The following is a 13,467-nucleotide window of genomic DNA, read 5'->3' as shown; positions in this document are numbered from 1 at the left end:
CGTGCGGTCGTGCGGGTCCGGGGCCCGGGGGCCCTGGGGTCGCGTGCGGCAGGGCGGGGCGCGCCGTCAGTCGCCGGGGGCGGACGGACACGCCGCGCTGGTGCGGCGGCACAGGTCGACGTGCAGCCGCGCCACGAGCAGCGAGCCCGGCGCCTTGTCGCTCACGTCGGAGGAAACCATGGGCTCATCGTATCGATTCCCGCCACCGGCCCCAGGGCCTCGTCTCGGTATCCGGGACGTCAGGCGTACGAAGCCACTACTGTGACCGGCTCTTCGGTCACCGTGCCGTCCACGATGCGGAACGAGCGGAACTGCGGCTCGGAAAACTCCTCCGCGGTGGACACCAGGACGTAGTGCGCGCCGGGCTCGTTGGCGTACGAGATGTCGGTGCGCGAGGGGTAGGCCTCGGTCGCGGTGTGCGAGTGGTAGACGATCACCGGCTCCTCGTCCCGGTCGTCCATGTCCCGGTAGAGCCCCAGCAGGTCGGTGGAGTCGAACTCGTAGAAGGTCGGGGAGCGGGCGGCGTTCAGCATCGGGATGAAGCGCTCGGGACGGCCGCTGCCCTCGGGACCGGCCACGATGCCGCAGGCCTCGTCGGGGTGGTCGGCGCGGGCGTGGGCCACGATCGCGTCGTGCAGCTCCTGGGTGATGGTCAGCATGCAAGAAAAGTACCGCCCGCCCCCGTCGTCCCTCCCCCGCCGGTGGCCGGTCTCACAGCGTCCCGGACGAGCGCGGCGGGCCGCGCGGTCACAGCGCCGCCGCGTCGGGTGCAGCCGGGCCGTCCGGGGTGCCCGGCGCCGTCTCGGCGGGCCGCGGCGGCAGGTGCGGGCGGCGGGTGAAGGCGGCGGGGTTGCGGCGGCGCAGCACCCGGTATCCGGCGGCGAGCAGCGCGAACCACACGGGCACCCCGTAGAGCGAGATCCGGGCCTGGCTGTCGGCGCCGGTCATGACGAGCACGGCGGCGAGGAAGCCGAGCGCGGCCCAGCTGGCGGCGGCCCCGCCGGGGGCGCGGAACCACGCGGTGGCGGCGCGCCCGGCGCGGACGGCGGCGCGGTAGCGGATGTGGGAGCAGAGGATGACGCCCCACGTCCACACCCCGGCGACGGTCGCGAAGGCGGTGATGTACGTGAACGCGCCGTCGGGGTCGACGTAGTTGATCCACACCCCGACGCCCATCAGGGCGACCGACGCGGCGGTGCCGGCCGCGGGGGTGCGGCGGCCGGTGAGTCGGGAGAAGAAGGCCGGGCCCTGGCCGTTGACGGCGAGGTCGCGGAGCATCCGGCCGGTGGAGTACATGCCGGAGTTGCACGACGACAGGGCGGCCGACAGCACCACGAAGTTGACGATGCCGGCGCCGAAGGGGATGCCGATGACGGCGAAGGCGGCCACGAAGGGGCTGACCCCGGGCTGGAAGTGCGTCCAGGGCACCACGCACAGGATGACGGTGAGCGCGCCGACGTAGAACAGCACGATGCGCCACGGCAGGGTGTTGATGGCCTTGGGCAGCGTCTCGCGGGGGTTCTGCGCCTCGCCCGCGGTCACGCCGACCAGCTCGACGGCGATGTAGGCGAACATGACGATCTGGAGGGTCAGCAGCGACCGGCCGATGCCGTGCGGGAAGAAGCCGCCGTCCTGCCACAGGTGGCCGGCCGACGCGGTGTCGCCGGCCGCGGACACGCCGAGGGTCAGCACGGCGACGCCGATGAGGATCATCCCGACGATCGCGGTCACCTTGATCATCGACAGCCAGAACTCGACCTCGCCGAAGAGCTTCACCGAGATCAGGTTGGCCGCGAAGAGCACCAGCAGGAAGCCGCCGGCCGCCGTCCACTGCGGTACGTGCGGCCACCAGTACTGCACGTAGGTGGCCGCGGCGGTGACCTCGGCCATCCCGGTGACGACCCACATCAGCCAGTACGTCCAGCCGGTGACGTAGCCCGCGAAGGGGCCCAGGAACTCCCGGCCGTAGTCGGCGAAGGAGCCGGACACCGGGCGGTAGGTGAGCAGTTCGCCGAGCGCGCGCATGATCGCGAAGACCGCGGCGCCCGCGACGGCGTACATCAGGATCAGGCTGGGGCCCGCCTGGTGGATGGCGCGGCCCGCGCCGAGGAAGAGCCCGGTGCCGATGGCGCCGCCGATCGCGATCATCTGGATCTGCCGGCTGCCGAGCCCGCGCTCGTAGTCGGCGTCCGCGTCCCCGCCCGGGCCCGTGCCGCCGCCGGGGGCGGGGGCGCCGGGCGGCACGTCCTTCACGTCCGTCATGCCCGGATCCGTACCACGCGGGCGGTACGCCGGAATCCACGCTCCGCCACCCGGGGGGCCGCGCGGGCGGTCTCAGCCGGTCATCGCCTCGACGAGGGACTCCTGGAGGCTGCCGAGCCAGAGGTAGGCCATCACCATGGGCTTGCGCTCGTCGCTGTCGGGCAGCTGGTAGAGGCCGTTCTGGTCGTCCTCGCTGACGTCGAGGTAGGTGCCGATCGTCAGCCGCAGGTCGTTGAGCGCGCCGAGCCACTGGCGGGCCTCGGGCGGGGCCAGCCGCAGCTCCGAGCCGTCGCGGTCGAGGCAGCGCACCATCGCGAGGGCGTCCTCGCGCTTGCGGGAGCGCAGGTCGTTCTCGGTGAAGCGGCGGAATTCCGAGGCGTCCCCGTCGTCCTCGTAGGCGTTGGGGAAGAGCCTGGCCAGCGCCGGGTCCTCCGGGGGCTTGCTGGGGCCCTCGGCGAACAGCTCCGCGAGCGGGTCGGCGTCCGGGTCGGACTCGGCGGCTCCCGGGCCGGGGCCGATCAGCTCCAGCAGCTGCACGGCGAGCGTGCGCAGGATGGAGATCTCGTCCTCGTCCAGCAGGATCGCGGCGCCTCCGCCGTCGACGCCCGTGAACACGCCCCGCCGGGCGCGGCGGCGGCCCATCAGCGGTCCTGCGACAGGGTCGCCCACAGGCCGTAGCCGTGCATCGCCTGCACGTCGCGCTCCATCTCTTCGCGGGTGCCGCTGGAGACCACGGCTTTCCCCTTGTAGTGGACGTCCTCCATGAGCTTGGTGGCCTTGTCCTTGGAATAGCCGAAGTACGTCTGGAAGACGTAGGTCACGTAGCTCATGAGGTTGACGGGGTCGTTGTGCACGAGCGTCACCCAGGGGACGTCCGGCTCCGGCACCTCGAACGGCGCTTCGCTCGAAGCGGGGCGGGTCTCGACGGGCTCGACAGGCGCGACACTCACAGGTTCCATGCTGCCGCCGGTGGGGGCTCTCGCACAAATGGGCGTGCCAGCCGGGGTGTGCGCGGGGCGCCTTCTCACCGTGTGAGGGGCCGCACACGACGGAGATCTCGTCAGTTTGACGAAATCGGGGGTAGCATCGGAGCCATGAGCACAGCAGAGCTGGGACTGCCGGTGGACGTGCCGTCCACCGCGCTTTTCACCGACCGCTACGAGCTGACCATGCTGCAGGCCGCACTGCGCAGCGGGGCGGCGCACCGCCGCTCGGTCTTCGAGGCCTTCACCCGGCGGCTGCCGGAAGGCCGCCGCTACGGCGTCGTCGCGGGCACCGGCCGGGTGCTCGACGCCGTCGAGAACTTCCGCTTCGACGCGCCCGTCCTGGACTTCCTGCGCCGCGAGCAGGTCGTCGACGACGACACCCTCGAATGGCTGGCCGGCTACCGCTTCAGCGGCGACATCTGGGGCTACCCCGAGGGCGAGGTCTACTTCCCCGGCTCGCCGATCCTGCGCGTCGAGGGCACCTTCGCCGAGGCCGTCGTCCTGGAGACGGTCGTGCTGTCGATCCTCAACCACGACTCCGCCATCGCCGCGGCCGCCTCCCGCATGGCCGTCGCCGCCGGCGGCCGCCCGCTGCTGGAGATGGGCGCCCGCCGCGCCCACGAACTCGCCGCCGTCGCCGCCTCCCGCGCCGCCTACGTCGGCGGCTTCCGCACCAGCTCCAACCTCGCCGCGGGCTTCCGCTACGGCATCCCCACCGTCGGCACCAGCGCCCACGCCTTCACCCTGCTGCACGACACCGAACGCGACGCCTTCACCGCCCAGGTCGAATCCCTCGGCCGCGGCACCACGCTGCTCGTCGACACCTACGACGTCGCCGAGGCCGTCCGCGCCGCCGTCGAGATCGCCGGACCCGAACTCGGCGCGGTCCGCATCGACTCCGGCGACCTGCTGCTGCTCGCCCACCGGGTGCGGCAGCAGCTCGACGACCTCGGGGCGAAGAACACGAAGATCGTCGTGACGTCCGACCTCGACGAGTACGCCATCGCCTCGCTCGCCGCCGCGCCCGTCGACTCCTACGGCGTCGGCACCTCGCTCGTCACCGGCAGCGGGCACCCGACGTGCTCCATGGTCTACAAGCTCGTCGCCCGCGCCGGCGACGACGGCGGGCCGCTCGTACCCGTCGCCAAGAAGTCCATGGGCGGCAAGACCAGCGTCGGCGGCCGCAAGTGGGCCGCGCGGCGGGTGGACGCGGACGGGGTCGCCGCCGCGGAGGTCGTCGGGAGCGGGCCGATTCCCGCGGAGCTGACCGACCGGCAGCTGCTCGTGCCCCTCGTCCGGGGCGGGGACATCATCGGCCGCGAGCCCCTGGAGGCGGCGAGGCTGCGCCACATCGAGGCTCGCGCCTCGCTGCCCGTGTCCGCGACCCAGCTCTCCCGCGGCGAGCCGGTGCTCCCCACGGAGGTGCTGTAACCGGGGCGCCGCCCCGGACCCGGGCTCCTTCGCGAAGGAGGGCAGGCGTTTTTCTGGGGGCGCGGGGAACTGCGCGCTCAGCCACAGCGCGCCTGCACGTCGCCACCGGCCGAAAGGGGCAGTTCGGTCCGTCCCGGACCACCGGCCGGTGGGGGCGGGCCGCGCAGTTCCCCGCGCCCCTGGTGGTTGCCCCGCGCGGCATGCGCGCCCCGGCGGGGCGTGCCGCACCCCCCCGTGCGGGCGCGGGGAGGGTGCGGGAGAATCCTCACGCTCAGGCCGTATCCATCCATCCGCCGGAAGGGCATCATGCACCGCGCACTCATCGTCGTCGACGTGCAGAACGACTTCTGCGAGGGAGGCAGCCTCGCGGTTGCCGGTGGGGCGGACGTGGCCGCCGGGGTCACGGATCTGATCGGGGAGTCCGCCGGGAGCTACCGGCACGTCGTGGCGACCCGCGACCACCACATCGACCCGGGGGACCACTTCTCGGAGCACCCGGACTTCGTGACGTCCTGGCCCGTGCACTGCGTGGCGGGGACGGAGGGGGTCGGCTTCCATCCGAACTTCACGCCCGCGGTGGCGTCGGGCGCGGTGGACGCGGTCTTCGACAAGGGCGCGTACGCGGCCGCGTACAGCGGTTTCGAGGGGCAGGACGAGAACGGCACGAGCCTCGCGGACTGGCTGACCGCGCGGGAGGTCGCGGAGGTGGACGTCGTGGGGATCGCGACCGACCACTGTGTGCGGGCCACCGCGCTGGACGCGGCGCGCGCCGGGTTCACGACCCGGGTGCTGCTGCGGCTGACCGCGGGGGTGGCGCCGGAGACCGTGCGGCGGGCGCTGGACGAGCTGCGCGGCGCGGGTGTGGAGCTGGTGGAGGCGTAGGCCTCAGACGCGGTTGAGCGCGGATATCGGGTGCCAGGGGTCGGACGTGCGGGCGCGGTAGTCGCGCCAGATCAGGCCGTCCGGGTGGTGCAGGACCGCGCTGATCTCGTCCGGCGTGGGCGGTTCGGCGTTGCCGGTGAGGCGGGCGCCGCGGAAGCCGAGGTTGCTGAGCCGGGTCAGGGCGCGCTGCCGGTTGAGCGCGTGGACGACCACGCGTATCCGGTGTGCCGCGTCGGCAGGGTCGGGCAGCGCGAGCGCCACGATGACCGTGCCGCTCGGCAGCTTGCTGAAGCCTCCGACCGCCATGCTCACATCGTGCGCCGTTCGGCCGCCGTCCACCAGCAGACGGCGGCCGAACGCATCGTTACCGCAGGTCAAACGCCCCGTGACGGGGTCAGCGGTGGGCCGGGCCGACCTGCACCGTCATGGTGCTGCCGTCCAGCGGCTGGGACACGATGGTGATGCGCGTGTTGGTGTCGGGCACCTGCACGCTGCCGTACGGGTTGCTCGCGTCGTAGTACGTGCCGTAGTGGTCGTCGAAGACCGGCGCGCCGAGCTTGGGCTCGATCTTCGTCGCGACCCCGTTGCTGTGCAGGGTCAGGCCCTTGGTCGGGAACCAGCTGAAGGTCGAGTCGTAGGCCTGGATGCGGTTGCGCATGATCGTGCCGTCCGACCACTTCTCGGCCTTGGCGTGCGCGTCGACCGGGAGTATCTCGCCCTGACCGGGGTGCAGGCCGACGTCGTTGTTGGCCTGCGAGGTGTCCCACAGCCAGATGAGCAGCCCGTTCTGGTACGGGAAGTGCTCGGCCTTCTGCGGGGCGGTGTTGAGCCAGCCGAAGTTGTACGGGCCGGTCTTCAGCGTCTGGTCGAAGGAGACGTACTGCCGGTTCTCCGCGATGTAGAACTCGGGGTAGTCGTCGGTGAAGGACGCGCCGATGCGGCTGAAGCCCTTGGCCGTCCAGCCGTTGTCGTCGCTCTCGGCGCCGTCGCTGAAGACCGCCGAGCCGTCCGCGGTGACGCTGATCGCGTCGGCGGTGAAGCCCTGCTGGGCGACGCCGCCGTCGGTCAGGTAGCGGAAGCGCAGCTGGATCTGCTTCCCGGCGTAGGCGTCGAGCGGGAAGGACAGGTCCTCGTAGGCGCCGCTGGTGCCGGTGAGCGCCGGGTAGCCGCCGCCGTCACGGGGCAGCGCCTTGCCGTTGGCGGTGCCGTCGATCGGGGTCCAGTTGGCGCCGCCGTCCGTGGAGACCTCGGTGTAGAGGAAGTCGTAGTTCTCCTCGATGTCCCACCAGCCCTTGAGGGTGAGGGACGCGGACGACGTGCCCGTGAGGTCGACCGCGCGGGTCAGCGTGTTGGACAGGTCGTCGCCGCTGCCCGACCACCACTGCTTGTCGCCCTCGGCCGGCTGGGTGACGGTCGTGGTCACCGTCTTGTCCGGGAGGCCGACGATCAGCGCCTGCTTGTCCTTGGTGTTGTACTCGGCGACGCCCAGCTTGGTGGTGGAGCGGGTCGCGGCCTTGGCCGTGCCGTAGTTGAGCCAGCCCAGCTGGAGCTTGTCCCAGGCGTTCATGTCGTCGGGGCGGTCGCCGATCGAGTCGCCGCCCGTGCCGAGCCAGGAGCCGGAGGACATGAGCGTCCAGAAGGCGGTGTTGTTCTCGCCGATGTACGTGGTGTCGTACTCGTCGGGCAGGCCCAGGTCGTGGCCGTACTCGTGGGCGAAGACGCCGAGGCCGCCGTTCTCCGGCTGGAGGGTGTAGTCGCCGACCCAGATGCCGGTGTCGCCGATCTGGGTGCCGCCCGCGCGGTTGTCCGCCGGGCCGGTGCGGCCGACGTCGGTGCCGTACGCGTACCAGCGGTGCGCCCACAGCGCGTTCGTGGCCTGCGCGCCGCCGCCGCCGGATTCGTCGACACCGGCGTGCACGATCTGGAAGTGGTCGATGTAGCCGTCGGGCTCGTTGAAGTTGCCGTCGCCGTCGTAGTCGTAGCGGTCCCACTGGTCGTACTGCGCCAGGTCCGCCTTGATCTGCGCGTCGGTGCGGCCCTGGGCCTTCTGGTCGGCGACGTACGCGGTCGTCGCGTCGCGGATCAGGTCCCAGGCGCTGGAGCAGATGGTGCTGCCGCAGTAGTTCGAGCCGTAACGGGCCTCGTTCCAGGGCACCTTGACCCAGGCGGAGACCTCACCGTCCACGGAGTAGCGGCCCGAGGACTGGCGCTCGTAGTAGGTCGCGAGCGAGTCCTTGCCGGCGGCGTGGCTGAAGTAGAGGTCCTGGAAGTGCTGCTGGTTGTAGTCGGCCTGCCAGGCGGTGCTGGTGTCCTTGGAGCGGTCGGGCCGGGCGATCTGGTTGTGCGCCGGGCCCGGGTCGCCGCCGTACTTGGTCACGGGCGGCTGGGGGCCGTCCGGACCGTCCGGGTCGTAGGTGGTCGTGCTGTCCACCTGGTCGCCGAACTCCGCGAGGATGGTGAAGATCTTGTCGGTCTTCTCCCGGCCCAGCTCGACGTACTTGCTCTTGCCCTTGCCGCCCTTGGCGCTCTTGCCGTGGCCGAGGTCGACGACCTTCGAGCCGCCGATCTGCTGCACGGTGGCCCGGCCCGCGACGACCTGCTGGAGCGCGGCGGAGCGCTCGGCGTCCTGCTGCGCGCTGAAGGGGCCCGGCAGGTCGTGGGACTGGTTGCCCGCCGGGTCGTGGGACGAAGCCGCCGGCACGCCCGCGGGCGCGCTCCCCCGGTCCGCCCCGGCGGCGCCCGCCGCGGTGGCGGTGGGCAGCACCCCCAGAACGGCGATGGCCAGGGACAACGCGGCGGTGTGGGTGATCCTCCGCTGAATCTTCAAGATTAATTGACCTCCCCTTGGGAAAGACCATTGCATCGGAGTGCCGGAGGAAAAAACAGACCTTGACTTGAGCATGGCAGGACAGTACGTTTACCGGTTTCACGGCTCCGCTGAGCGGACGTCAGCTCCACCGGACTCCCGTACCGGGCACGGGCGGTGACGCCCCCTCCGGCCGCGCTCCCCCCGCGCCCCGCACCTCGCACGGCATCGGACGCGCGTGCGACCCCGTGCGCCCCCTCGTGCACCGCACCGTCGGTAAGGTTGTGCTTACCGGGTGGCGCCCCCGGGCATGCCGAACACGAGCCACCCGTCAGCGTGCCCCCGCTTCGACGTACCCGAGGACGGTCCTTCCGATGCCACGTCCGACGTCCGCGCAACTCTTCTACGGTTCCCTCACCGTCGTCCTGTCCACCCTCGCGGCGCTGCTCGTCGCCGACATCAGCTCCGGCGCCGCCGTCGTCGCCGTCGCCGCCGTCGGCCTGCTGCTCGGCCTGGTCGTCGCCGTCGCGGTCACCGCGCCCGGCGCGGCCCGCCGCCGCACCGCCGCCCCGCAGCCCGCCGCCGTCCCGGTCCCCCGCTCCCGGGTGGCCGGCGGCACGGAGCCGCAGCGGGTCGAGGAGCACAGCCTGCGGCGCTGAGACCTCGTGCGGCGCCGCCGTCCCCTGCGTGCGGCGCCCCATCAGACGGCGGTCACGACCACGGTCCTGGCCGCCTTCTCGTGCAGCCCCTGCTTGTACGGCTTGTCGAACAGCACGGTGATCCCGATCAGCAGGAACCAGAAGCAGCTGCAGCAGAACGCCGGCAGCCACAGCACCGCGGCGCGCACCGCGGCCGCGTTCGTGCCCGGCACGCTGCCGTCGGCGAGCATCGCCGCCCGCAGGCCCATCAGCTTCTTGCCCACCGTCTGACCGGTGGACTTCGTCATGTACCACTCGTAGAGGAAGCCGAGCCCGGCGGTGAAGACCCCGCCGATCGCAGAGCGCCCGGCGCTCCAGTCGCTGCCGTGCACACCGCCCGCCGCCCAGTCCAGCAGGCCCGCGGGGACCAGCACGATGACGATGTCGATGACGCGGGCGATGACCCGCTTGCCCGCCGCCGCGAGCGGGGGCATCCCCGGCAGGGGCTGCTGCCCACCGCCACCCCCGCCGCCGCCGTAACCGGGCGGGGGTCCGCCCTGCCCCGGCGGGGGGTTGCCGTACGGGTCGCCGCCGCCGGGCGGGGGATTGCCGTACGGGTCGCCTCCGCCGGGCGGCGGGTTGCCGTAGGGGTTACCGCCCCACTGGCCGCCGCCCCCTCCGCCGGGCGGGGGGTTGCCGTACGGGTTGCCCCCGCCGGGCGGCGGGTTGTCGTACGGGTTGCCGGGCGGCGGCTGCGGCTGGGTGGGCGGCGGCTGATCACTGCTCATGACCCGAGTCAAACCCGCGAGCTGACGGTGCGCCCGCCGCCAAGATCCATCCGGGGGACCCGGACCCCGCGAGAGCGCCGACCGCCCGGCGCGGCGGAGAACGTACCCGGCGAGGCTAGGCTCCGGCGACGAACGTGCGGGCGGCCTTGTCGTGCCAGCCCTGGCGCCAGGGGCGGTCGAAGAGGGCCCAGGCCACACCGACGACGCCGACGGCGAGCGCGTTGAGGACCGAGCGGAGCGCCCAGCGGCGCAGGCTGACGCCGAAGCTCGGGGGGAGCTGGCCCTCGATGTCGAGGACCTTCAGACCCATCAGCTTCTTGCCGAGCGTGCGGCCCCAGCGCGCGGTGGGCAGCACCTCCAGCAGCACCCCCGCGAGGACGGCGACCAGCAGGATCGCCCCCGCCTCCGCACCGGTCGTGGTGTCGAGCAGCCACACCTTGACCGTCTCGCCGGTGAGCTTGGCCGCGTCGATCTTGTCCTTGGCGTGGTGGTAGGCCGCCGAGCCCAGCGGCACCGCCGCCGCCCCGGTGACGGCGGCGAAGAGCACGGTGTCGACGAGTCGCGCGGCGAAGCGGCGCCACAGGCCGCCGGGCCGGTCGTGGCCGCGGGCGGAGGCGAAGGGGTCGGCGGCGACGGGCCGCCACGGCACCGCGGCGCCGCCGTCCCGGGCCAGCTCCTGGACCTGTTCCGCCCAGGGCGCCGGGCCCTGCTGCGGCACCGCGGGCGGCGTGGCGACCGGCGTCCCGGGCGCCGGCGGCCCGACGGGCGAGGGCGTCGTCCAGGAGGGCTGCTCGGGGGCCTGCGGCTGCGGCACCAGCGGGCGGGCGGCGCCGCCCCCGTCCGGTGCGCGCCAGGAGATCGGCGGCAGGTCACCGCCGGGCGGGTTGGCGGCGGGCACCGGCCACACGGGCGCGGCGGGAGCCGGGCCCCCCGCGGCGGCGGCCGCCGGGGGCCGGGAGGCCGTAGGGTCGGGCCACACCGGCCGTGCGGCGGAGGGAGCGGAGGCGGCGGAGGGCGCGGCGGGCGCCGGCTGCTCGGGTTCGCCCTGGACGGCGGCGGGCGCGGTCGGGTCGGCGTCGAGGAAGACGGGACCGGACTCGTCCAGCGCGGGGGCGGCGGGCGCGGCGGAGGCCGGTGCGGCGGAACCGGGCGCGGGGCGGCTCGTCCCCGGGACCCACGACGTGCCGTTCCAGTACCGGATGTAGTTCGGAATCGACGGGTCCGGGTAGTAGCCCGGCGCCGGTGACGGCGAGCCGCCGGCCCCGGCCGCGCCGGAAGGACCGGAGGTACCAGAAGGGGGAGCGCTCATGGGTCACAGCTTCCGTATCTGCTCGGCCGGGGGATACAGCGTCCAGACATACCAGACCCGGGCGGCCGTTGGGCTCGCGCCACCGCGCGCCACCCCGTCTGACACGTCATTACCCGTCCGCGCCCCCGCGCGCCCCCTCTTCCGGAATTTTGAACCGAAACCCGAGAAGTCGCGTAATGGTGAGGGAGGCACGCGCTCTCTCCAGGTGCTGGCCCCGCTCGCGACACCCGCCAACTGGGGCCACCGCGCCAAGGAAAGGACGTCGACTCGATGCAGACCGTGGTGGAACGCGAACTCGAAATGCAACTGGTGCTGTCGCCCGAGCGCAGCATCCCGGTGCCGGCCCGGCTGGTCTACCGCACGGACGACCCGTTCGCCGTGCACATCACCTTCCATGTGGGTTCCGACCTGCCCGTCAACTGGACCTTCGCCCGTGAGCTGATCGTGGAGGGCGTCTTCCGCCCCTGCGGGCACGGCGACGTGCGGATCTGGCCGACGAAGGTGGGCGGCCGCAGCGTGCTGTGCATGGCGCTCAGTTCACCGGACGGCGAGGCGCTGCTGGAGGCGCCCTCGTCGCCCGTCGCGGCCTGGCTGGAGCGCACCCTGCGGGCGGTGCCGCCGGGCACCGAGCACGAGCAACTGGGCATGGACGACGGGCTGGAGCGGCTGCTCGCGCCCGCCGCCGGTGACGACCTGTGGCTGCGCGACCCGTGGAAGGAGTCCTCGGACGACACCCCCGACACCGGTGCGTGACGGGGGCGCCGCGGGAGACCGCCCGCACGCGGTGCGGGCGTCAGAAGACCTTGCCGGGGTTGAGCAGCCCCTTGGGGTCGAACACGGCCTTGATGCCGCGCTGGAGTTCCATGCCGGTCGGGCCGATCTCCCGGGCCAGCCACTCGCGTTTGAGCAGACCCACCCCGTGCTCGCCGGTGATCGTGCCGCCGAGTTCCAGACCGAGCGCCATGATCTCGTCGAAGGACGCGCGGGCCCGCCCGGTCTCGTCCTCGTCGTGCCGGTCGAAGCAGACGACGGGGTGGGTGTTGCCGTCGCCCGCGTGCGCGCACACGCCTATCGTCAGGTCGTGCTTCGCGGCGATCGCGGCGACGCCCTCCAGCATGTCCGCGAGCCGTCCGCGCGGCACGCACACATCGTCGATCATCATCGCCGTCGACACCTTCTCCAGCGCCGTCAGCGACAGCCGCCGCGCCTGGAGCAGCATCTCCGACTCCGCCGCGTCCTCCGCGGGCACCACCTCGGTCGCGCCCGCGGCCGTGCACAGCTCACCGACCGCCGCGAGGTCGGCCGCCGCGTCCGGGGTGTCGAACGCGGCCAGCAGCAGCGCCTCGGTGGACTCCGGCAGCCCCATCTTCGCCAGCGCGTTGACCGCCCGCACCGTCGTGCCGTCCATGAGCTCCAGCAGCGACGGCACGTGCCCGCCCGCCATGATCGCGCACACCGCGGCGCCCGCCGCGGCCGCCGACGGGAACTCGGCGACCATCGCGAGCTGCTGCGGCGGCGCAGGCTTGAGCGCGAGCACCGCCCGCACCACGACCCCGAGGGTGCCCTCGGAGCCCACGAACAGCCGCGTCAGGTCCAGCCCGGCGACGCCCTTGGCCGTACGCCTCCCGGTGCTCAGCAGCCGCCCGTCGGCCAGCACGACGTCCAGGCCGAGCACGTACTCGGCGGTGACGCCGTACTTGACGCAGCACAGGCCGCCCGCGCCGGTCCCGATGTTGCCGCCGATCGTGCACTGCTCCCAGCTCGACGGATCCGGCGGGTAGTACAGCCCCTGCTCGCCGACCGCGCGCGACAGCACGGCGTTGACGACACCGGGCTCGACGACGGCGATCCGCTCCACCGGGTCGATCTCCAGGATCCGGTCCATCTTCGCGAGCGACAGCACGATGCAGCCGTCCACGGCGTTGGCGCCGCCCGAAAGACCCGTGCGGGCGCCCTGCGGGACGACGGGGACGTCGTGCGCGGACGCGGTCCGCATCACGTGCTGGACGTCTTCGACGGTGCGCGCCAGCACGACGGCGAGGGGGGTGCCCGCCTCGGAGAATCCCGCCATGTCCGCGGAGTACGCCTCCGCGACCGCCGCGTCCGTGATCACTGCCCCGCCGGGCAGCCCGGCTGCCAACTCCTCGATGACCTCACCCATTCCCTTACCTTCGCATCCGCGACGCCTGTCGCACTAGGTCTCTTCTCCGCCGGGGGCGCCGCCCTGCGCGGAGGGCAGGGACCACGGTGTGACGTCGGTCGCACAGACGTGGGGGGCTGAGCGTCAGAGCCGAGGGCCGGGCCGGTGGCCGTTACGCTGGGGCGTCCCACGGGCCGGCTGGGCCGGCCGCCGCCTTCCACCCCC

Annotated in this window: 14 protein-coding genes; 4 read left to right on the top strand and 10 right to left on the bottom strand. The window is 73.1% G+C overall.

The window, feature by feature from the left end; genetic code table 11:
• Positions 1–66: 66 nt before the first annotated feature.
• The 5 genes from ACH4PY_RS14740 to clpS all read right to left on the bottom strand — a co-directional run bounded on the left by ACH4PY_RS14740 (position 67) and on the right by clpS (position 3,221).
• Complete coding sequence (locus ACH4PY_RS14740) at positions 67–180, bottom strand: putative leader peptide (protein WP_398181125.1); 114 nt, start codon at positions 178–180, stop codon at positions 67–69.
• A gap of 59 nt (positions 181–239) precedes the next feature.
• Complete coding sequence (locus ACH4PY_RS14735) at positions 240–659, bottom strand: Mov34/MPN/PAD-1 family protein (protein ID WP_398181122.1); 420 nt, start codon at positions 657–659, stop codon at positions 240–242.
• An 88-nt stretch (positions 660–747) separates the two neighbouring features.
• On the bottom strand, positions 748–2,262 hold the full coding sequence (locus ACH4PY_RS14730; protein WP_398181119.1) for an amino acid permease: 1,515 nt from the start codon (positions 2,260–2,262) through the stop codon (positions 748–750).
• A 72-nt stretch (positions 2,263–2,334) separates the two neighbouring features.
• The gene (locus ACH4PY_RS14725) at positions 2,335–2,904 is read right to left on the bottom strand and encodes a DUF2017 domain-containing protein (RefSeq protein WP_398181117.1); all 570 of its coding nucleotides are present in this window, start codon (positions 2,902–2,904) and stop codon (positions 2,335–2,337) included.
• On the bottom strand, positions 2,904–3,221 hold the full coding sequence (clpS, locus tag ACH4PY_RS14720; protein WP_398181114.1) for an ATP-dependent Clp protease adapter ClpS: 318 nt from the start codon (positions 3,219–3,221) through the stop codon (positions 2,904–2,906). Before clpS ends, ACH4PY_RS14725 begins: the two co-directional genes overlap by 1 nt.
• A gap of 135 nt (positions 3,222–3,356) precedes the next feature.
• On the opposite strand from clpS, the gene ACH4PY_RS14715 reads away from it, so the two are divergent.
• Positions 3,357–4,679 carry a nicotinate phosphoribosyltransferase gene (locus ACH4PY_RS14715; RefSeq protein WP_398181111.1) on the top strand — a complete coding sequence of 441 codons (1,323 nt, stop codon included), beginning with the start codon at positions 3,357–3,359 and terminating at the stop codon, positions 4,677–4,679.
• Between the two features lie 306 nt (positions 4,680–4,985).
• Positions 4,986–5,561 carry an isochorismatase family protein gene (locus ACH4PY_RS14710; protein WP_398181108.1) on the top strand — a complete coding sequence of 192 codons (576 nt, stop codon included), beginning with the start codon at positions 4,986–4,988 and terminating at the stop codon, positions 5,559–5,561.
• A gap of 3 nt (positions 5,562–5,564) precedes the next feature.
• Here the strand turns inward: ACH4PY_RS14710 and ACH4PY_RS14705 are convergent, their stop codons facing one another.
• Together ACH4PY_RS14705 and ACH4PY_RS14700 are read right to left on the bottom strand one after the other, a co-directional pair.
• On the bottom strand, positions 5,565–5,867 hold the full coding sequence (locus ACH4PY_RS14705) for a hypothetical protein (protein ID WP_398181105.1): 303 nt from the start codon (positions 5,865–5,867) through the stop codon (positions 5,565–5,567).
• An 88-nt stretch (positions 5,868–5,955) separates the two neighbouring features.
• Positions 5,956–8,388, bottom strand: a complete 2,433-nt coding sequence (locus ACH4PY_RS14700) for an immune inhibitor A domain-containing protein (RefSeq protein WP_398181102.1) — start codon at positions 8,386–8,388, stop codon at positions 5,956–5,958.
• A 353-nt stretch (positions 8,389–8,741) separates the two neighbouring features.
• Between ACH4PY_RS14700 and ACH4PY_RS14695 the strand changes: the two genes are divergently transcribed.
• Positions 8,742–9,026: a hypothetical protein gene (locus tag ACH4PY_RS14695; RefSeq protein WP_398181099.1), complete on the top strand. Its 285-nt coding sequence runs from the start codon at positions 8,742–8,744 to the stop codon at positions 9,024–9,026.
• Between the two features lie 41 nt (positions 9,027–9,067).
• Here the strand turns inward: ACH4PY_RS14695 and ACH4PY_RS14690 are convergent, their stop codons facing one another.
• Together ACH4PY_RS14690 and ACH4PY_RS14685 are read right to left on the bottom strand one after the other, a co-directional pair.
• Positions 9,068–9,793 (bottom strand): RDD family protein, encoded by a 726-nt coding sequence (locus ACH4PY_RS14690; protein WP_398181096.1) that lies wholly within the window; start codon positions 9,791–9,793, stop codon positions 9,068–9,070.
• 115 nt (positions 9,794–9,908) lie between these two features.
• Positions 9,909–11,102: an RDD family protein gene (locus ACH4PY_RS14685; protein ID WP_398181093.1), complete on the bottom strand. Its 1,194-nt coding sequence runs from the start codon at positions 11,100–11,102 to the stop codon at positions 9,909–9,911.
• Between the two features lie 270 nt (positions 11,103–11,372).
• Here ACH4PY_RS14685 and ACH4PY_RS14680 point away from each other — a divergent pair, with 270 nt between their 5' ends.
• Positions 11,373–11,855 (top strand): SsgA family sporulation/cell division regulator, encoded by a 483-nt coding sequence (locus tag ACH4PY_RS14680; RefSeq protein ID WP_398181091.1) that lies wholly within the window; start codon positions 11,373–11,375, stop codon positions 11,853–11,855.
• Between the two features lie 40 nt (positions 11,856–11,895).
• Here the strand turns inward: ACH4PY_RS14680 and ACH4PY_RS14675 are convergent, their stop codons facing one another.
• Positions 11,896–13,263 carry an FAD-binding oxidoreductase gene (locus tag ACH4PY_RS14675; RefSeq protein WP_398181088.1) on the bottom strand — a complete coding sequence of 456 codons (1,368 nt, stop codon included), beginning with the start codon at positions 13,261–13,263 and terminating at the stop codon, positions 11,896–11,898.
• Positions 13,264–13,467: the final 204 nt, after the last annotated feature.

This window comes from Streptomyces sp. NPDC021224 (assembly GCF_044332905.1).
In the GTDB taxonomy this organism is placed as follows: Bacteria; Actinomycetota; Actinomycetes; order Streptomycetales; family Streptomycetaceae; genus Actinacidiphila.
This window is presented reverse-complemented; position numbering and strand designations above follow the sequence as displayed.